We start from the raw sequence: 18,895 nt of genomic DNA, 5'->3' as shown, positions 1-18,895 counted from the left end.
TTGAAAATTCAAAATGAAATCGAAGAATAGTAAATGGTGAAACTAATTTTACCCGATCAGCTCATTGCTGATATTCAGCCACACCTACCATCTTATATAGATGTTGTAGAGGTGGATAGTGAAGGTAATCTCGATGGTGATGCCAGTGATGCAGAAGTTTATGTCAATGGATTTTATCTGAAAACCTCTACCCTTGACAAAGTGCTGACAGCAGCACCCAGGCTGCGTTGGCAACAGTCACCAAGTGCTGGTGTGAATCACATCCTCATACCAACTTTTTTACAAAAGGATATTATCCTCACCAATGCCGCAGGGGTTCACGCAATTCCAATTTCAGAATTTGTATTGGCATTCATGCTTTATCACGCCAAGAATCTGCGAAAGTTGCAAACTTTGCAGAATGAACATACTTGGGTAAGAGGAGTGTTTCTCGAAGAGTTGGCAGACGCGACTTTATTAATTCTCGGTACTGGGAATATTGGCCAAGCGATCGCATCTCGTGCCAAAGCCTTTGGAGTTAGAGTTTGGGGTAGTCGCCGCCATCCCGAACCCTTGCCGAATTTTGACAAAATTGTGGGTGCTGATGAGTGGCGATCGCTCCTAACAGCAGCCGACTATGTAGTTATTGCTACACCGTTAACTCCAGAAACTAAAGGCTTGATCGATGAAGCTGCATTGCGCTCTATGCGTCAGTCTGCTTATCTAATCAATATTGCTCGTGGTGCGATCGTTGATGAAGTTGCATTACTCACCGCACTACGTGAAGGATGGATTGCGGGTGCTGGATTAGATACAGTGGCTACAGAACCTCTGCCACCAGAAAGCCCCTTGTGGTCACTACCGAACGCCTTTATCACACCCCATTGTTCAGCCCTTTCACCACCGCTGAAAAAGCGCATAGCACAACTGTTTCTCGACAATCTCAAACGCTACCAAACCGGTCAGCCTTTGCGGAATGTCGTAGACAAGCAAGCAGGATACTGAGCAATTCAAAAGACCCAGCATTCAGATTGCCATTATTGTCACTTTACCCATAAGCTTGCCGTTGCGGCAAAGTTATGGGTAAAGTCACACGACATTCAATTTGTGAATGTACACCAACAATGGACGTAACTGGATTCGAACCAGTGACCTCTACGATGTCAACGTAGCGCTCTAACCAACTGAGCTATACGTCCTTAACCACACGATTATTAATAATAACACATATTTTCTTGATAAAGCAAGATAAAGGTGTAAATCCATCTTACGAGTCGTGAAGCGTAAAGCCCCTCGCCTTTAGGCGAGGGGATATAAGCGAATGGCTGAATTTATTCGGGTATCAATAAAGACACAAGTTTTTGAACTCCTCAGATATCTTATACCAGATATCGTAGTATAAGAGGGGAGGTAAAAAGATGCTTGTTTTTGAGTTCAAAGCTTATGGGAATTCAGCGCAACTAGTCGCAATAGATGATGCAATTCGGACTGCAAAGTTTATTCGTAATAGCTGTATTCGTCTATGGATGGATGTTAAAGGTATAGGTAAAAACGACTTGCAGAAATATTGCGCTGTACTTGCGGCTAATTTCCCTTTTGCCAATGAACTTAATTCAATGGCTCGTCAAGCTTCTGCTGAACGAGCATGGTCTTCTATTTCTCGGTTTTATGATCACTGCAAGAAGGGTATTTCGGGTTTAAAAGGGTATCCTCAATTCCAGAAAGACTGTCGTTCTGTTGAATACAAAACATCAGGATGGAAGCTTGCGGATAATCGTAAGTCTATAACCTTTACTGACAAAAAAGGTATTGGTCGCTTAAAACTCAAAGGTACTCGTGATTTGCACTTCTACGGGAGATCCAATAAATAAATCAGCCCAGCCGTATCAATAATATTTTTGGCAAAACCGAGAGATTTAGGCGATGAAAGCCCTCAAGGCGAAAGCGACGGCTGGGCTGATTTATTCAAGGCTTGTGCCTACCAAATTAACCAGATAAAACGGGTGAGATTGGTAAAACGTGCAGTAGGGCATACTGGAACCTTTGCGCTAGACGCAAGCAACGCTTTCGGAGATGATGCCTCTATTCTGGTTGGAGCAATCCTGTCTGAGTAAGTAACATCTTTGATTAAAGAATCCCCGTCGATTTATCGCGGGGAGTGTCAATAAGAGAAGTACCATTCGACCCTGGTGTATGATCATTGAGGTTATTCGGTTCTGGTAGGGGTCAGCTACCAGAGGTAACGGGGAAAGTTCGGTGCAAATCCGGCGCTGTCCCGCAACTGTGAACTAATTTGAGATTTGAGATTAGCAAACTAAGTAATCCCAAATTCCAAATTGAGTGAGTCAGGATGCCCGCCGAAGTAGATTGATCAGTTCCCCATTTCTGCGAGGTACAGATGACTGCTACTGCAAATATTTCCCCAACTAATCGCTTTGGTGTTCCTGACCACACTTTATTTGTTTGCAAAACCTGTGCTAGCGTTTGGCAAGATGGAAAACGTTTAGGTGAAAGTGGTGGCGAACAACTACTACAGCAACTTCAGCACTTGGCACAAGATTGGGACTTGCGAGATCAATTCCCAATTCAAGAGGTTGAATGCATGAGTGCTTGTAATCGTTCCTGTGTAGTTGCCTTTGCTGCCAAGGGCAAATTAACATATCTATTTGGTGATTTAGCCGTTGATGGCAGTGCATCTGCGATACTAGAATGTGCTACTCAATACTATGCCAAAGCAAATGGTTTACTCCCTTGGTCAGAGCGTCCAGAAGCCCTGAAAAAGGGCATATTAGCAAAAATTCCACCTTTATCTCAATGATGCGAGTTTTAATTCTGGGTGGTACGGGAGATGCCGCAGAACTAGCTGCCAAAGTGGCGACTATCCAAGGGTTAGAAGCAATCACGTCTCTAGCTGGTCGCACCCGTGAACCATCAGTTCCGTTGGGCGATTTACGGGTTGGAGGCTTCGGTGGTGTGGCTGGATTGGTTAGCTATCTCAGAGCAATGCAAATCGACTTATTAATTGATGCAACCCATCCTTTTGCTACTCAGATTTCCTTCAATGCGGCAGATGCTGCAACGGAAGTCGGAGTACCCCATCTGATGTTAATTCGCCCGCCTTGGGAAAAAGGAAGTGGCGATCGCTGGATTGAAGTTGACAGCATTGAAGCCGCAGCAGCATCTGTAGCAAACCAGGCACAGCATGTATTTTTGACAGTTGGGAGGCAAGAACTCGCCGCCTTTGCTCATCTAGAGAAAATATGGTTTTTGATGCGGATGATTGACCCTCCTACCGATGATGCTTTAGTACCACCGGGAATGATATTGTGCGATCGCGGGCCCTTTACCCTCAATAATGAAAGACAAATCCTGATTCATAACAAGATTGATACCATAGTAAGTAAAAATAGTGGTGGCGATGCAACAAAGCCTAAGATTATTGCAGCGCGAGAACTGGGTGTGAAGGTTGTTATGGTAAATCGTCCAGCCATACCGCCAGGAGAAAAGGTTACTGATGTTGATGGTGCTTTAGCATGGCTATTTGACAAGTTGGACAACTAGTGAAAGAAAGTAAAAGCCGCCAATCAGACTTTTAGCAGCGCTAGGATTTATCCTTGGGAATTGAGCCTTCAATTCCTTCAACATACCAATCCATCGCCAGTTGTCCCCTATCATCCAATACCTTACCCTTTGGCACTCGCACTACCCCTTTTTGGTCTTGCACCGGGCCATCAAAAGGATGTGCAGTACCCTGAATAAACTCATCGCGCTTTGCATTCACCAGTTGTTGCACATCCGCAGGAATCGCCTGATTCATGGGGGAAATATCCACCATTCCTTGACCAATGCCATCCCAAACCTCTTGAGACTTCCAATTATTACTCATTACAGCCAAGGCTTTATCAATATAGAATTTGCCCCATTTGTTAATAGCTGATGTCAGGTGGGCATTTTGACCAAACTTACTCATATCAGTGTTGTAGCCAAAAGCATAAATCCCTTTTTCCTCAGCCAATTGGACAACTGCACCAGAGCCAGTATGCTGCGTTAGTACATCTGCACCTAAATCGACCAAAGCTTGAGCCGCTTCTCTTTCTTTAGCTGGATTGTGCCAACTTTGTACCCAAAGTACCTTAACTTTTGCTTGGGGATTTGTTAGCCTTACTCCTTGAGTGAATGCACCGATTCCCCGAATTACTTCTGGAATTGGATATGCGCCAATAAAACCAATTACATTCGATTTTGTCATCTTGCCAGCAATCATGCCGGTTAAGTAACGCGGTTCTTCAAAACGTCCCAGATAAGTACCGACATTAGCAGCACGTTTGTATCCTGTACAGTGTTCAAAGACAACATCACCAAAGTCTTTGGCAACTTTAATTGTTGGGTTCATGTACCCGAAGGAAGTTGTAAAAATCAACTTGTTACCATCTAATGCTAGTTGGCGAATCACCCTTTCAGCGTCAGCGCCTTCGTTGACATTTTCGACAAAGGTAGTTTTTACCTTATCTTGAAGATTGGCTTCCATGTCTCTGCGACCTAAATCATGGGCATAAGTCCAGCCAAAATCACTCACAAGCCCCACATAAACAAATCCCACTTTGAGAGGTTCATTTACAGCTACAGGCGACGCAAAGGGAGACACCTCACCCTGCAATTTGGAATTTTTGCCTTGAACACAACTAGTTAAGGTAAAGCTAGATCCTGCTAAAGTGACATACTTTAGAAAATTCCGACGATCCATATTTTATTAATTGATTTACCTGGTCAAAAATATTTTTGTGATTGCTGGTAATGGCAGATACAGTTTAGATTAGCTATTTACTTAATTTTAACTTTTTATTTCTGCCGTCAACTTACTTAATCAAGAAGGCAAATGATGATTAACACTATACATAATTACAACATACTTTTATAAAACGTAAGTAAGCCGATGATAATAACTCAAACTATATTAACTATGTATAAAATAATAAAATTATTTCGCATTGAGCGGCCCTAGCCCTCTCTGCGAGACGGTACGCGTAGCAATATCCCCAAAGAGGTACACTACAAACTTTTAATTATTTACGTCGACTTCGTTATATTTCAAGCCAGCTTTTTGATAACGCACATCGATGAACTTTAATTGGCTGACAAGCAAAAGCAAATACTTAGAAAGAAAAGAAGAGAACAACAGGAAAGTGCCTGAAAAATTCTCGCCCAATAACTTGGCATCTTCGTCTCGAAAAGCGAAAAATCCTCGATATTCACAAGGATAATTGCCTGCTCCTCTGTAAAGATGAAGCTTTTACCAACTGGGTTGTAGAATTGAAGAAGGCAGAAGGTTTTGTTCAGAAGAGGATTCAGACCTCTCCTGAACAAGCAGCCCCAAATTTTCAATTTGGTAGGGGTCTTAAACCCTTACTCCCTCCGGTCGTAAGCGAGAGGGCAGAAATCAGAATTCCCTTCTGCCCTCTGCCTTTCCTGATAACTAAAGCTGCTTTGGTATCTTGATGATTCCATGACTTTTTAGCAGTCACAATCATACTAATACAAAATTTGAAGCAAGTTTTCTCAGCGATTTGCTATTAATCTTTGAGTGATTTGTTGTTTAAGAACACGATAAAAAAACAATGGATTGCCTATAATATAACGATCCCATAGACGAGTAGGTTCAGCAATTAAGCGTGTTAACCACTCGAAGCCATTATCAGTAAGCCAACGGGGGCCGCGATATACAGAGTTAGTATAGAAATCTAAACAAGCGCCTAAAGGTAAAAATACACGAGTTTCAATTTTATTGAAATTATCTAAAATCCACCGTTCTTGTAACGGCATACCAAAACCAATATATAAAATATCTGGACGGAAATGATTAATTTTTTCTATTATTAAATCATTCTCTTTTCCTGATTTATCAAAGTAACCATGATGTCCCTGTATTCGGAGATTTGGTGCAATTGATACTAACTTAGTAATTGCTTTATCCACTACACCGGGTTTTCCAGCTAGCAAAAATAAAGAAATATTTTCTTTTTCACATTTTAATGCTAAATCTTCTAGGTAATCTGGTGCTGTCATCCGATGTGCAGATTGCACCGAATAACCGCTTAATTTAGCTGCTAGCAATACACCAAATCCGTCGCAAAATACTAAATCAGCATTATTTAAAAAATCCCGATACCAAGACTTTTCATATGCCAAATTCATCGATCTGATATTCGCATATTCTACAATTGTCTTTTTAGGAGTTTTTACTGCTTCTACTAAATAATCGATTAATTCTTGTACTTTGACTTTATGAAATCTTGTATTAAACAACTTTACTTCCGGGAAAGTTTTCATATGCTATGCACTCTGATTAAAAATCACTTTTGTTTACTTTTAGACAAGCTTGTTGTTAATCAATTATCTTAACAATATTGATTTCAACCTACAACTGATGTATAAATGTATTTTAAAGATGCAAGATAATTGTTTATATCCAAGTGTTTAACTCTTATCCGTGCATTATTTCCTAGAGATATTCTCAAATTTTTGTCTGCAATTAAAGATTGCATTGCGTCTGACAACTCTTGAATTTCCCCCGGATTAACTAATAAACCATTCTCGCTCTGAGTAACTATTTCGGGTATTCCTCCTACTGTAGTGGTTATAACAGCTAAACCCCAACTCATTGCTTCTAGTAGTGCCATCGGCAAACCTTCATTATAAGAAGGTAGCACGAATACATCAGCTTTAGCTAAAAGATCGTCGCGTTTTTCTTGGTCTACCCAGTCAAGGATAGTAATATATTCAGTGAGATTTAGAGTTTGAATCAAATTACGAGCTTTTTCTCCATCTCCATCACCCGCTATAACCAACTTTACTTTGCTTTTATCTTCAGCAGGTATAGAAGCAAATGCTTTAATTAAATCAAATGCGCCTTTGCGCTCACCAATTCGCCCTAAAAATAAGAAAACTATCTGGCTTGAATCTATACGCTGTGGGATTTGTGTAGGAATTCTTACTGCGTTAGGAAGAACGATAACTTGCTCTGGTTTTAAACCAAGATTTTCGATATAAAATTTTTTCCAACTATCTGATAAAACAATAAAACGAGTACATTTACAAAAAGACCAACTGAGCCATTGTTTAAGAAATTGAGGAAGCTCAGAGTAAAACACATGAAAGTCAGCACTATGAGTATGAATAATTAGTGGTTTCTGAAATAACCAACTAATAACAGTAGTGATTGAGTGACGAAAAGCGCTACCTCTATCTGAAACATGAATATGAATAATGTCGGATTTTTTATTTAATAAGTTCCAAAATAACTTTCCTATTGCCTGCACAAACACTAACAATTTCTGGGCAGCAGAGCCATTCGGTAAAGTAGTAATATGTCTAAATTGAATATCAGAAGTAGCTTCTTCAAGGATGAGCTTTTGCACAGAAACTATTCCACCTTGCCGCTCCAAGCCTTCGCCTAACATAGTAATTTTTATAGGACTCATAAGAGCTTGTTTATGCTTAATAAAGTTATTAAATATTCATATTTTGTACACCCTATTTAAACTATAATTAAGTCATTTGTTTGTCAATGATATTAATCAATAGTTTTAATGTAATAAATATTACCATGTCGAGAAAACCAGACTAAACGTGATTTACCCCTGGCGTGTGCTTTATTCTTAGAACTGATTGAATCATCTGTTGACAGACCGGAAAAACTCATGAATTTATTTGAGCTTTTAGCAGGGGAAGACAATCATCCAGCCCTAGTTACGCCTGGGGGGCGATCGCTAACCTACAAGCAATTGCGCGAGAATGTTGTTGCACTAGTATCCCAACTCAATAGTTTTGGATTGAAACGGGGAGAACGCCTTGCCATTGCCATGACTAACGGTTCACCAATGGCTATCACCTTTTTGGCTGCCGCCCTGTGTGGTACTGCTGCACCCTTAAATCCCAAATACAAACAAGAAGAATTTGCCTTCTACTACGAAGATACCCAAGCAAAAGCACTGATTACCTTGTCTGAGGGGCCAGAAGTAGCCATTGCTGCCCTCACATCCGAAATGATGCTGATTAATACCAAGGTAAACACAGACGGCAGATTGAGCTTTGAATTAGTCAAAACAGGTTCAGAACCAGCAGAGGCCTCGAATCCCACAGCCCCCAACGCCGATGATATGGCGATGATTCTCCACACTAGCGGTACCACCAGTCGTCCCAAGCGTGTGCCGATTCGTCATCGCAACTTAATCGCCTCAGCCAACAACATCATTGGTGCTTACTCACTCACAGCAGCTGATACTACACTTTGCTTAATGCCCCTATTCCACATTCACGGATTGGTAGGCTGTTTGCTGGCAACTTTGGCATCGGGCGGTACACTAATTTGTCCCAATGGTTTTAATGCCCTGGAGTTTTGGAAACTGGTAGATACCTACAAACCTACTTGGTACTCCGCAGCGCCAACTATGCACCAGACAATTTTGGCCCGCGCTAGCCGCAACACAGAAATTGTCAAAGCTAACCGCTTTCGTTTCATTCGCTCTAGTAGCGCTTCTTTACCCCCGATTATTATTGAACAACTAGAGGCAACTCTCAATGCTCCCGTGGTGGAATCTTACAGCATGACTGAAGCTTCTCACTTAATGACCACCAACCCCCTACCGCCAAAAATGCGGAAACCGGGTACTGTCGGTTATGGCTTCGGTGTGGAAGTCGGCATCATGGACTCCGAAGGCAACTTATTATCTCAGGGAAGCCTGGGCGAGGTGGTGGTAAAAGCACCCAATGTCATCGATGGCTACGAAAACAACCCGGAAGCTAATGCCACAGCTTTTGTAAACGGTTGGTTTCGCACAGGGGATCAGGGCACACTGGACGCAGACGGTTACCTCCGCTTGACTGGACGCATTAAAGAATTGATTAACCGGGGTGGGGAAAAAATTTCTCCCCTGGAAGTGGATGATGTTTTGCTGCGCCATCCCGCCGTCGCCGAAGCCTTGGCTTTTGCCGTTCCCCACAAATCTTTAGGAGAAGATATCCATGCTGCTGTTGTCCTTAAGGGAGAAGCTAACGAAAAAGAACTTTTAGCTCACTGTTCAACTATGTTGGCAGACTTCAAAGTTCCGAAGCAAATTCATATTTTGGAGCAACTACCTCGTGGTGCTACCGGCAAACTACAACGGTTGGCTATGGCGAAATTGCTTAACATAGGCTGAATCAGCGATACACTAAGGAAAATTCCTTGAGGAAGCTTTGATGGCACGGTCAAACGGGGTTAAAACTGAAATGTCTGCACAGGAATTGCCTACAATATCAGATGAAGATACAGTGACAATTGAAGATTTACCGGAAGCTGTAGAGGATGTCCAGGATATTGACGACATCTTGAACTCACTCAAAACCTTGCTGAGTAGCTTAGAAAAACTCCAAAAAGTCCGGCAGGAAGTGGGCGATATCAAACCGTTAATCGGGCGGATGCTTGATGGAGAACTGGTTGCGGGTGAAGAGCTTGAGCAACTTAAAGCAGGTGTGAGCAGTCTTTCTCGCCTTGTTCGGGCTTATAATGACCATCAAATAGCGTTGACTAAAGCACAATCGGCTAGAAACTTGTTAGATCAAGTCCTTAAAGAGCGTAAAGCTAATTGAAACCAGAAGCGATGTCTACGACGGCTTGTCGTGAGATATCGCCTCTCCATCGCTTCAAAGTATTAGACTATGAATTGGCTAATAACCTAAAATAGGTTATTATGACGAAAGTCTAGTATTACTTGCAAGGTAGGTATCGTAATGAAGAGTAATCGAGAGAATCTACCCTTAGACCAGATTCTCTTAGAGGATAGCTTACAAATGCTGAGTAATCTGCCAGATGAATGTGTTGACTTAGTTGTATCCTCTCCACCTTATAATCTAGGCAAAGAATACGAATCAAGGCAGGCTCTTGAGATTTATTTGGCAGAACAAACAGCCGTTCTACTTGAATGTAGCCGGATTCTCAAAAATACAGGTTCGCTATTTTGGCAAGTTGGTGCTTTTTCTGACCGAGGAATTCTGATTCCTCTGGATATTCGCTTTTTTCCGATTTTAGAGTCATGCAGATTAATTCCTCGCAACCGAATTATCTGGGCTAGGCAACATGGTCTTCATGCCCAGAAAAAGTTTTCTTGTAGACATGAAACTATTCTTTGGTTTACTAAATCAGATAACTATAAATTTAATCTAGATGCTATTAGAGTTCCCCAAAAGTATCAAAATAAGAAACATTATCGGGGAAATCATAAAGGGGAACTTTCATGCAATCCAGAAGGGAAAAATCCTGGTGATATTTGGCTATTTCGGAATGTTAAACACAACCATGAAGAACAGACTATACATCCTTGCCAATTTCCAGAAGACTTGGTAGCTCGAATTATACTAGCTACAACTAACAAAAATGATATTGTTTTAGATCCATTTATGGGTTCTGGTACTGCGGCAGTGGTTGCGAGAGATCATGAACGCCATTTTATTGGCTCAGAAATTGAACCAAAATATCATCAAGTTGCGTTACGTCGTCTCAGTGGCAATCCAGATAAAAATGGTTGTTTTCCAAATTTAAAAACCTTGCGCGATTATGTTGAAAAAACTGGTCAATCTATTGATAAATTTAAGTTTGATGTGCAGGTAGGAAACAAAGCTTCAGAACGCAGCAAAGCCAAAATTTATCCAGAAGAGTATCACTTGCAAGAAATGGAAGAAAGATTAATCTATGAAGAATCTGCTTTTGCAGCTAATATAAGAGGTGAAGAAATTCCAGTAGATGCAAAGCTTAATGGTAATGGGAAAAAGACCTCTTTGCAAAATAAAATAGTAAAACAAGTAGAAGAAATAGAACAAATTGAATTGAGATTATGGAGTGAATAGATTAATTCTTACAATAAGTTAAATAGACAACGACTACGGGCTGAACGTCCAGTAATGATTTGGCATTGGCGACTAACTCTAGTATTCACAGTTCTAGAATATCTTTTAGATGAATACTCTGTCCAGATGATAGGCACTATTGTATTCTGTTGTTCAAATAATCCAACCAGTCTGATTGGTACATCAAAAACTTGGTATTTAGTCAAAGCTGTTAACTGATTAACAGCTTGCTCGTAATAAAGAGTGCTATTAGAAGCAGGAAACATCAGAGCCTTTGTTACTATAATTACCAAATTAGTCTGGTATTGAACAAATTCAGTTTTAGCTTTGAAGAACAATTCTGAACGCAAAGTGTTATTGAGTAAGTAGGCATAGTTAGAAAATTGAATTTCAATGACGATGCCAGATTTGGCAAAATCAACATCTGTACCTAAAAATCTATAAGGTGCTGGAATAGGAATATTTGATTGCCAACCATCATGAGTAAAAGCACCTTTAATATATTCGTTCGTACCTACTGGATCAAATATTGTATTACCCTGAATTCCAGCTTGATCTGAAGCCTTGAGGTGTAAAGGCATTCTAGTGAGAGTATTACTAATCTCATGCCATTCGTTTTGGTATTGGGTATTAATTATTGTATCTGCTGCGTTAAAGTCAACATATTGAATAATGATTATTATGTCTCCTTTTGGTATTTCAACAGTTCTTTGATAAAAGCAAGCGGATCGATTTCAAGAACTTGGGCAACTTGTAAAAATTCAATCACGTCAAGACGACGCTCTCCACGTTCATACTTTGATACATAGGATTGCGGAAGCTCTAGCTTTGCTGACAACTCTGCTTGAGTGAGCTTGGCAGCTTTTCGGGCTTCGATAAGTAGCTGGCGAAACCGATTGTACTCTTCGCTGAAAACTGATTTAGGCACTTTAGCTTGCCTTTTTTCTGGCGATGGTTTATTCGATCTCGATGAGAGTTATGACATATTGCTGAACTCAGTTAAATTCTAAAACCTAATATGGGATAAACCCAAAAGAGGTTTTTAAGTATATCTAAATCTGTGCTTTTATTTGAAGGATATTAAACTTTGCAAGATATCTACTTATGTTGATGAACGTTGCACCCGCCATTGTAATACTAGGTCAAAATAGCGTCACAGTAGCACGCAAAATCATTAGTATCCTACCAGGGGCGACACTATACGGTCTAACGGGTCGCACATCTGGAGTTGATGTCAGCTTTACTAACTTTGGCGAGACGCTGCGCGAGCTATTTGCCCAAGGAACGCCGCTAATTGGCATTTGTGCCGCTGGTATTTTAATTAGGACGCTAGCCCCCCTACTCTCAGATAAACAACAGGAACCACCAGTGCTAGCTGTGGCTGAGGATGGTAGTGCTGTTGTCCCCCTCTTGGGCGGACTTGGTGGGGTAAACGATTTAGCCCGTCGCATTGCCGAAGTGCTTGATGTCAAACCTGCAATTACGACCACAGGCGATTTACGTTTGGGCACAACGCTGTTATCTCCTCCCCCCGGATACCATTTAGCAAACCCAGACGATGCGAAGAAATTTATCTCAGATTTGCTAGCCGGGGCACAAGTCAAGTTAGAAGGAGTAGCACCTTGGTTGAGCGATAGTAAACTGCCCATAAATCCACAGGGAGATTTGACCATCCAAGTTACGGAACGTTTGGTGACTCCTACAGCTAACTGCCTTGTCTACCACCCAGCAACGATCGCGATCGCAATTAGTACCCCCATTGATGATGCAGTCACTTTAGTACAGCAGCTACTAGCTGATGCCAAACTAGAAAAAGCATCAGTCGCCGGGATATTTGCACCCATCACCGTCGCAGCCGATCCAGCAATCCATGCCGTAGCTAGCGCCTTAGGAGTGCCTGCCCGCTTTTTTACCCCAAATCAGCTAGAAAGTCTGTTATCACAAGGTTATAGCCCCGCCCAAGCAGTAGCGATCGCAGCCACAGGCACATCCCCCTTATCTTCCTCATCTCCCCAGATTGCGATCGCTATTGCCCCTCAACCAATTGACCCCAACACCATCGGTCAACCACGCGGACGATTAGCGATTATTGGCACGGGCCCCGGTGGATCACAATGGATGTCTCCAGAAGTCAAGGAGATACTCAAGTCGGCAACTGACCTAGTGGGTTACAAAACTTATTTAGATTTAGTCGGTTCTCTGGCTGATGGCAAGCAACGGCATGAGTCCGACAACCGCGAAGAAGAAGCACGGGCGAAAATGGCCCTTGATTTAGCAGCATCTGGGCGATATGTAGCTGTAGTTTCATCTGGTGACCCAGGTATCTATGCAATGGCAACAGCAGTATTTGAAGTATGCGATCGCTATGCCAAGCCCGAATGGGACAATATCGATATTCATGTAGCACCAGGGATCTCAGCCATGCAGGCAGCAGCAGCAGCCATTGGTGCGCCCCTTGGGCATGACTTCTGTGCTATTTCCCTGTCTGACATCTTGAAACCTTGGTCTGCGATCGAACAACGAATTGCGGCTGCTGCTGAGGCTGATTTTGTAATTGCTTTCTACAATCCTGTTTCCAAAGAGCGTACCTGGCAACTGGCAGAAGCAAGAAATATTTTGCTGCGACATAGAACACCGGATACACCAGTAGTGTTGGCACGGAATCTTGGTAGACCAGGACAGGTGGTGAAAGTGATCACGCTTGACCAGTTAGCACCAGCAACCGCTGATATGCGGACAATTATTCTCGTTGGTTCCACAAAAACCCGAACCATCAAGCGCCGCGATGGTAATATCTGGGTTTATACGCCGCGTCGCTATACATAAAAGCAGGCATAAGCACTTTTTTAAATCCACTTTTCTAAGAGGTTGTTTGAAAAGTGTTTCGCTGTAACTTTAAGCACTTTTAGATCCCCCCTAACCCCCCTTAAAAAGGGGGGAACCAGAATCAAAGTCCCCCTTTTTAAGGGGGATTTAGGGGGATCTAAAACTATTTGATACCGATAAGAGGACTTTTCAAACATCCTCTAAGCGATCGCATAATAAAACCCCAGGATTGGGAATTCATTCCTGGGGCTGTTATACCTGACCACCTTTACCTTTTTAATGCAAAAATCTTGTAAATTCTTGCTTTTTAAAAGACATATATATCTGTGTTCTGTCCAAAAATAATTACATAAGTTAGTAAATTTGTGCTAGTCTAAATCTCTGTCGCATGGAATAATAAGAAATATTTTGAAACAATTTAATAGCTATTATTGGAGTACCTGGAAAAAGATATAATTAAAGTAATTATGTCTATTAAAATAGCTCAGGTAACTTGATTTTTTTTTACGGATAAACAACAATAAAAACATCATGATTCATACATGATTGTAGCCGAAAAAAGTGACAGAAGCCCTTAGTCAAGTCCGCGAAAGCGGACTTTTTTATATTTATAGCGGTTCCCATTCAGATGCGGTACAACATATCGTGAGGTGTAGGAATACGGCAGTACCCATTGGTGGCAACTTAAACTAAAACTCCTTTAAAGCCTTGTTCCCAGCCAGAGGAGGGAAATGCTCATCATTGGGCTGCTGCCGCAACTCAAGAGGCAGCAGCCCTCCCAGTCGGAGACTCTTGACAAGACAATCTCTAAGCCATGCTTTTAAATATCTACAATTATTTAACTAATTAGCCTAACTAGATAGAACTAAATTATATAGCTACAAACCTAAGTCTTACTAGATTATGGGTAAATAGACAAGATGCACGCTACAAAGAATTATAGAAAATTTCAAAATTACCAATCATTTAAAAATTTAGTATTTTTCTAATTCCTTAAAACTAGAAATAATAAACATAATTACAACAATTTTGTCCAAATATTTAACATTAGAAAAGTGATGGTATAAATTTGCTCAAAATTAGGGTAATTGCAAGACTCTTATGCTATTAAGGCAGCACAGTCGGCAACACCTGAAGCATATAATTGTATACAGCAGCTTTTGTTTGCATGAAGTACAAAATCACAGATTTTGAGGCAGGAGAAAGAATAATAATTTCTGTTTTGAGTTCTTGGTTTTGTACCTCATTTAGTTACAAACTGCTGTAATTCACCATTTGATCGCTTGAATTGGAGTTCTCAATCTTTCTTCACGACAGCAAACTAGCAGAATTGACATCCAACAATAACGTCGCTTGAGGTTGTTGACGGAGAATAGAAGCTGGACAGTTTGTACTTATAGCTCCTTGCAACATCTCTTTTACCACATTCGCTTTACGTTTTTCTGGAGCAAGACAGAGAATTTTTTTGGCTGAACAAATCGTTGGGATAGTGACAGTAAAAGCATACTGTGGGACAGTTTCTAGATTCGGAAAGTGACCTGTGCTTACTTGTTGCTGACGGTTCACTGTATCCAGTTTTACTAATTTTACACTGTAAGGATCTTGAAAATTTACTACTGCTGGATCATTAAAAGCCAAATGTCCATTTTCGCCAACACCAAGACAGCATAAGTCAATTGGTTGTGCTTGCAGTAGTTTAGTGTAGCGATCGCACTCTGTTACTGGTTGCAATGTATCACCTTCTATATAGTGAAATTCCTTAGGAGCAACCCGTTTCTCTACACGTTCTCGCATATAGCGCCGGAAACTCGCAGAATGGTCAGCAGTAATTCCCAAATATTCATCTAGATGGAACAGAATAATCCTTGACCAATCTACACCACCCAATGCAATCAAAGCATCAAGAAATTTAAGTTGGGAGTTACCTGTTGCTAACAATACAGCGGCTGTATCTTGTTGTTTGAGAACTTGCTGTAAATGCTTTTGTGCGATTTCGGCAACATCCTGGGCCATTTCGACTTCAGAATTGTAAATCTGCACTAGTAAATCATCAACGCGAAAAAAGTTTGTAGCGGCTAGCATTTGCTTACACAGAAGGTTATCAATTATATGGCACTTTGTTGAGAAGCTCTACCTGTCTGCCTTTACATGGCTTATCCAGTATAGATTTTAGGATTTAGCGCGACTTTTTACCCTGTATTAACCAAGGAACAATCACTAAGAATAAAAAAACGATGTAAACTATTTAAATTAAGTTAACAATTATTTACATTTTACCAAACAATCATGCTAACTGCAATTCTCTTTGACCTAGACGGCACTATTGTTAACACTGACCCCATACACTACCGAGCTTGGCAGGAAATGCTGTTAAATTACAGTGTAGAAATTGACGAAACATTTTATAAATCGCGAATTAGTGGGCGGCTAAATCCAGAAATTGTTAAGGATATTCTGCCACAATTATCAACAGTAGAAGGGCAAAAATTTGCAGACGAAAAAGAGGCACTTTTCCGCAAACTCGCCCCGGATCTAAAACCGCTAAGTGGATTTTCTGAACTACTAAAATGGACAGAGACACATAATTTAAAACGTGCATTAGTAACTAATGCCCCTAGATTAAATGCAGAATTTATGCTAGACGTTTTGGGAATCAAAGAAGCTTTTCATACAGTTGTTGTAGCGGATGATTGTATTGCAGGTAAACCCGATCCTGCACCCTACCAAGCTGCCCTGAATAAGTTGGGGATTACAGCAGAGGAAGCGATCGCTTTAGAAGACTCTCCCTCTGGTATTCGGGCGGCGGTAAGCGCAGATATCCGCACTATTGGTATAGCGTCAACCCACGATCCCCAAGTTTTACAGGAAATCGGCGCATTTATGGCAATTCCAGATTTTACTGATTTGCAGTTGTGGACATTGCTAAACTCACTTATTGAACAAGATTTAAGTGCGATCGCTTCTAACTTCTAAGCGCAAAATCTGAGAATATTGAGAGTAGAGATGCAAGTTTTTGCCTCTCTACTTATTTTTGAGCCAAAATTGCGTAAATTTCCCGTTTAACTTGCTCTAATAGCTCACGCACCCGATTTATTCGCTCCACATTGCCACTACGAGCAACCTGCACCACAACAGCAGCTAATTCTGTTGCAGCATTTCGCAACTCAATAAACTCTTGGGGCTTACCTGTCACGAAACTTTTGACGCTATCCCAAGGAGTATCTGAAGTTTCTTGTTGGGCACGTTCTGCCAATAGTTGTCTACCTTCATCGGTGATCGTGTAAATCCGCTTGCCACCTTCCTGGGCGCTCTTAAGATAACCACCTTCCTCCAGCAGTTGGAGTGTTGGATACACTGAGCCAGGACTGAGGCGACGGAAACCACCGTAGCGAGTTTCCGCATCTTTGATCAGGTCGTAACCATGACTAGGATGCTCAGATAACAATTCCAGCAGGATGAACTTGATATCACCCCGACGAGTTCGATATTCATCTCCCCAACCACGACCAAACATTTCATTACCTAAGTGTTTGCCATGATCTCTACCATGATGCTTGCCATGCCCAAACCAAGACTTGACAAACAATGAATCATCTTCGCTAACTCCTGCCCATGCAGGTGTCCCAAAGCGCGATCGAAAGTGTCTAAACATAAATCAATTTCAAATCAACTTTCTCTAATATACGATATATCGAAATATATCACGATATATCGGAATAGAATTCTGATGAAGATTTTTGAAGTAAGCAACTGTACTAAACTACAAGCGATGCCTCCGGTGGTTACATACCTATGCCGTAAAGCCTGCGGCATAGCTACGCTTAGGGCGCAGCCTCTCCAAGAGTTGGGTCGAAGCGCGGGGCGGGCTGCGCCAACGCAAAGCTAGTGGAAGCTGATGAAGACTCAGGAATTCAAAAGAGCCGCAGTTGGCGAGGCTATTGGGGTGGCTGAAGGGGAGCTAATATGGGTTAACAATGATAGCAGCTAGTAAGTCTGTGGCAGAGGTTTAGCCACGTTGGCTTGGAAAAAAGAGTACGGGATACCAGCTAAAACGTAATAATTCAGCTGTAAAACTGGAAACCAACCATTCTTGGAGTTTACCTATCGTTCCTGAAGACACTGCGATCGCACTAATATCACCCATTGCAGCCGCCTCTAAAACCTCGGTAACAGAGTATCCTTCCCGAACTTCTAGCTCTACTTGTAAATTTATCCCCTCCAAATCAGCTTTAATCTGAGATAGAGTTTGCCCTGCCTGCTGTGGTAAGATTTTCCTTGGTAATTCTCGACGACCAGTATCTTCTAAAACCCAGCAAAGCTTGCATTGTTGTAGATATCTACCAGATTGTTGTTGAGCCAATTGCTTTACTTGTTGTACCAAATAATCCGCCTCTTGAGTACCGTTGTAGGGAAGTAGCAAAGAACGGAAAAGGTGCTGACAACGGAGTATTAATTCCTCAGAAGTATAAGCATACATCAACTGAGGACGCAGTACCAGTAAGGGAATAGGTGTTCGACGAGATAAGTTAGCCATCGTACTACCCACCAATTTTTCCGTGAGTAAGCTGCGACTTTGAGAACCCAGGATAATTAATTGAGATCGATAGGTTTGGGCAACTTTAAGTATGGTATCAACAGCCTTTCCCGATTGAACTTCTATTTTTACTTCTACATCAGTGGGGCTTTCGCCAACAGCTTCTGCGAATCGAGTTTGAGCTTGTTCTATTTTTTCACTATCGACTTGTGGAATAATGCCTCTTTCCGATAATGGAACAGCGTGCAGAAAAACTATTTGCTTCATCCCCGTAAGTGCAAGACTAGAAACAAAATGTCTTAGACGATGCAAACCGTCGGAAAAGTCTGTGCAAATCAACACTCGTTGAAACATATGTAACTAATAAAAGGTATTTAGAAATCTTCTAATTTAATCTCAAAACTTATAATCAAGTTTGGTTGAATAGTTACAGCATATTTCATTTCGGTGATGAATCTATAATTTTTTTTGCAGAATTTAGGGACAAGTCTAATGATTCTTTCCAATAATATCTGCAATAAGTCTTTGAATACTACTCTTTATGAAGATACGTATTATGACAATAGCCGCACCCAAAGGGAATAGCTACTAGCTCACACTTTTTCGACAAAAGACTCTACCCATTGCAAATATTGCAAATCGGCAATTACTGCTGTGTCATTATGATGCAATGAT

General features: G+C 41.3%; 17 protein-coding genes, 1 tRNA gene, 1 pseudogene and 1 riboswitch. Of the genes and pseudogenes, 10 read left to right on the top strand and 9 right to left on the bottom strand.

Features of this window, described 5'->3' with window-relative positions:
• Nucleotides 1-33: 33 nt before the first annotated feature.
• On the top strand, nt 34-984 hold the full coding sequence (locus H6G92_RS06895) for a D-2-hydroxyacid dehydrogenase (protein ID WP_190892143.1): 951 nt from the start codon (nt 34-36) through the stop codon (nt 982-984).
• Nucleotides 985-1,104: 120 nt separating this feature from the next.
• Here the strand turns inward: H6G92_RS06895 and H6G92_RS06890 are convergent.
• Nucleotides 1,105-1,178: transfer RNA gene (locus tag H6G92_RS06890), tRNA-Val, on the bottom strand.
• Nucleotides 1,179-1,397: 219 nt separating this feature from the next.
• Between H6G92_RS06890 and H6G92_RS06885 the strand changes: the two are divergent.
• The 4 genes and pseudogenes from H6G92_RS06885 to H6G92_RS06870 all read left to right on the top strand — a co-directional run.
• A pseudogene (locus H6G92_RS06885) lies at nt 1,398-1,832 on the top strand (RNA-guided endonuclease TnpB family protein); the annotation flags it as partial.
• Nucleotides 1,833-1,877: 45 nt separating this feature from the next.
• Entirely contained in the window at nt 1,878-2,093 is a 216-nt protein-coding gene (locus tag H6G92_RS06880; protein WP_190892315.1) for a hypothetical protein, read from the top strand.
• Between the two features lie 80 nt (nt 2,094-2,173).
• Nucleotides 2,174-2,355: riboswitch (cobalamin riboswitch) on the top strand.
• A 22-nt stretch (nt 2,356-2,377) separates the two neighbouring features.
• Nucleotides 2,378-2,797: a DUF1636 family protein gene (locus H6G92_RS06875; protein WP_190892141.1), complete on the top strand. Its 420-nt coding sequence runs from the start codon at nt 2,378-2,380 to the stop codon at nt 2,795-2,797.
• Nucleotides 2,797-3,540: a cobalt-precorrin-6A reductase gene (locus H6G92_RS06870; protein WP_190892301.1), complete on the top strand. Its 744-nt coding sequence runs from the start codon at nt 2,797-2,799 to the stop codon at nt 3,538-3,540. The genes H6G92_RS06875 and H6G92_RS06870 overlap by 1 nt, the downstream gene beginning before the upstream one ends.
• A gap of 40 nt (nt 3,541-3,580) precedes the next feature.
• Here H6G92_RS06870 and H6G92_RS06865 read toward each other — a convergent pair whose 3' ends face one another.
• The 3 genes from H6G92_RS06865 to H6G92_RS06855 all read right to left on the bottom strand — a co-directional run bounded on the left by H6G92_RS06865 (nt 3,581) and on the right by H6G92_RS06855 (nt 7,457).
• The gene (locus tag H6G92_RS06865; RefSeq protein WP_190892139.1) at nt 3,581-4,723 is read right to left on the bottom strand and encodes a BMP family ABC transporter substrate-binding protein; all 1,143 of its coding nucleotides are present in this window, start codon (nt 4,721-4,723) and stop codon (nt 3,581-3,583) included.
• A gap of 812 nt (nt 4,724-5,535) precedes the next feature.
• Nucleotides 5,536-6,306 (bottom strand): WecB/TagA/CpsF family glycosyltransferase, encoded by a 771-nt coding sequence (locus H6G92_RS06860; protein WP_190892137.1) that lies wholly within the window; start codon nt 6,304-6,306, stop codon nt 5,536-5,538.
• An 83-nt stretch (nt 6,307-6,389) separates the two neighbouring features.
• Nucleotides 6,390-7,457 carry a glycosyltransferase family 4 protein gene (locus H6G92_RS06855; protein WP_190892134.1) on the bottom strand — a complete coding sequence of 356 codons (1,068 nt, stop codon included), beginning with the start codon at nt 7,455-7,457 and terminating at the stop codon, nt 6,390-6,392.
• Between the two features lie 219 nt (nt 7,458-7,676).
• On the opposite strand from H6G92_RS06855, the gene H6G92_RS06850 reads away from it, so the two are divergent.
• From H6G92_RS06850 to H6G92_RS06840, 3 genes are all read left to right on the top strand, one after another.
• Nucleotides 7,677-9,176: an acyl--CoA ligase gene (locus H6G92_RS06850; RefSeq protein WP_190892132.1), complete on the top strand. Its 1,500-nt coding sequence runs from the start codon at nt 7,677-7,679 to the stop codon at nt 9,174-9,176.
• A gap of 40 nt (nt 9,177-9,216) precedes the next feature.
• On the top strand, nt 9,217-9,606 hold the full coding sequence (locus H6G92_RS06845) for a hypothetical protein (RefSeq protein WP_190892131.1): 390 nt from the start codon (nt 9,217-9,219) through the stop codon (nt 9,604-9,606).
• A gap of 141 nt (nt 9,607-9,747) precedes the next feature.
• Nucleotides 9,748-10,860, top strand: coding sequence for a DNA-methyltransferase (locus H6G92_RS06840; RefSeq protein ID WP_190892130.1), 1,113 nt, complete (start codon nt 9,748-9,750; stop codon nt 10,858-10,860).
• Nucleotides 10,861-10,868: 8 nt separating this feature from the next.
• Here the strand turns inward: H6G92_RS06840 and H6G92_RS06835 are convergent, their stop codons facing one another.
• Both H6G92_RS06835 and H6G92_RS06830 read right to left on the bottom strand, forming a co-directional pair.
• Nucleotides 10,869-11,495, bottom strand: a complete 627-nt coding sequence (locus tag H6G92_RS06835) for a BglII/BstYI family type II restriction endonuclease (RefSeq protein WP_390625441.1) — start codon at nt 11,493-11,495, stop codon at nt 10,869-10,871.
• Between the two features lie 44 nt (nt 11,496-11,539).
• Nucleotides 11,540-11,788: a helix-turn-helix domain-containing protein gene (locus tag H6G92_RS06830; RefSeq protein WP_190892129.1), complete on the bottom strand. Its 249-nt coding sequence runs from the start codon at nt 11,786-11,788 to the stop codon at nt 11,540-11,542.
• A 176-nt stretch (nt 11,789-11,964) separates the two neighbouring features.
• On the opposite strand from H6G92_RS06830, the gene cobJ reads away from it, so the two are divergent.
• A complete protein-coding gene (gene cobJ, locus H6G92_RS06825; protein WP_190892128.1) occupies nt 11,965-13,686 on the top strand; it encodes a precorrin-3B C(17)-methyltransferase in 1,722 nt (573 codons plus the stop codon).
• A gap of 1,308 nt (nt 13,687-14,994) precedes the next feature.
• On the opposite strand, the gene H6G92_RS06820 is transcribed toward cobJ, so the two are convergent.
• Nucleotides 14,995-15,768, bottom strand: a complete 774-nt coding sequence (locus H6G92_RS06820; protein WP_190892126.1) for a glucosamine-6-phosphate deaminase — start codon at nt 15,766-15,768, stop codon at nt 14,995-14,997.
• Between the two features lie 204 nt (nt 15,769-15,972).
• Here H6G92_RS06820 and H6G92_RS06815 point away from each other — a divergent pair, with 204 nt between their 5' ends.
• Nucleotides 15,973-16,659 (top strand): HAD family hydrolase, encoded by a 687-nt coding sequence (locus H6G92_RS06815; protein ID WP_190892124.1) that lies wholly within the window; start codon nt 15,973-15,975, stop codon nt 16,657-16,659.
• 52 nt (nt 16,660-16,711) lie between these two features.
• On the opposite strand, the gene H6G92_RS06810 is transcribed toward H6G92_RS06815, so the two are convergent.
• Together H6G92_RS06810 and H6G92_RS06805 are read right to left on the bottom strand one after the other, a co-directional pair.
• Nucleotides 16,712-17,338: a PadR family transcriptional regulator gene (locus tag H6G92_RS06810; protein WP_190892122.1), complete on the bottom strand. Its 627-nt coding sequence runs from the start codon at nt 17,336-17,338 to the stop codon at nt 16,712-16,714.
• A gap of 354 nt (nt 17,339-17,692) precedes the next feature.
• On the bottom strand, nt 17,693-18,574 hold the full coding sequence (locus H6G92_RS06805) for a universal stress protein (RefSeq protein WP_190892119.1): 882 nt from the start codon (nt 18,572-18,574) through the stop codon (nt 17,693-17,695).
• Nucleotides 18,575-18,895: the final 321 nt, after the last annotated feature.

It is taken from the genome of Nostoc foliaceum FACHB-393, from assembly GCF_014698505.1.
GTDB classification, from domain to species: domain Bacteria; phylum Cyanobacteriota; class Cyanobacteriia; order Cyanobacteriales; family Nostocaceae; genus Nostoc; species Nostoc foliaceum_A.
Note: the sequence above shows the minus strand (reverse complement) of the source record. Positions and strands in the feature narration are given on the sequence as shown.

Coding starts and splice junctions, on each gene's coding strand:
- H6G92_RS06845 (WP_190892131.1), top strand. CDS start 9,217: ATGGCACGGTCAAACGGGGTTAAAACTGAAATGTCTGCACAGGAATTG.
- H6G92_RS06810 (WP_190892122.1), bottom strand. CDS start 17,338: ATGTTTAGACACTTTCGATCGCGCTTTGGGACACCTGCATGGGCAGGA.
- H6G92_RS06865 (WP_190892139.1), bottom strand. CDS start 4,723: ATGGATCGTCGGAATTTTCTAAAGTATGTCACTTTAGCAGGATCTAGC.
- cobJ (WP_190892128.1), top strand. CDS start 11,965: ATGTTGATGAACGTTGCACCCGCCATTGTAATACTAGGTCAAAATAGC.
- H6G92_RS06840 (WP_190892130.1), top strand. CDS start 9,748: ATGAAGAGTAATCGAGAGAATCTACCCTTAGACCAGATTCTCTTAGAG.
- H6G92_RS06855 (WP_190892134.1), bottom strand. CDS start 7,457: ATGAGTCCTATAAAAATTACTATGTTAGGCGAAGGCTTGGAGCGGCAA.
- H6G92_RS06895 (WP_190892143.1), top strand. CDS start 34: ATGGTGAAACTAATTTTACCCGATCAGCTCATTGCTGATATTCAGCCA.
- H6G92_RS06815 (WP_190892124.1), top strand. CDS start 15,973: ATGCTAACTGCAATTCTCTTTGACCTAGACGGCACTATTGTTAACACT.
- H6G92_RS06860 (WP_190892137.1), bottom strand. CDS start 6,306: ATGAAAACTTTCCCGGAAGTAAAGTTGTTTAATACAAGATTTCATAAA.
- H6G92_RS06820 (WP_190892126.1), bottom strand. CDS start 15,768: ATGCTAGCCGCTACAAACTTTTTTCGCGTTGATGATTTACTAGTGCAG.
- H6G92_RS06870 (WP_190892301.1), top strand. CDS start 2,797: ATGCGAGTTTTAATTCTGGGTGGTACGGGAGATGCCGCAGAACTAGCT.
- H6G92_RS06850 (WP_190892132.1), top strand. CDS start 7,677: ATGAATTTATTTGAGCTTTTAGCAGGGGAAGACAATCATCCAGCCCTA.
- H6G92_RS06875 (WP_190892141.1), top strand. CDS start 2,378: ATGACTGCTACTGCAAATATTTCCCCAACTAATCGCTTTGGTGTTCCT.
- H6G92_RS06805 (WP_190892119.1), bottom strand. CDS start 18,574: ATGTTTCAACGAGTGTTGATTTGCACAGACTTTTCCGACGGTTTGCAT.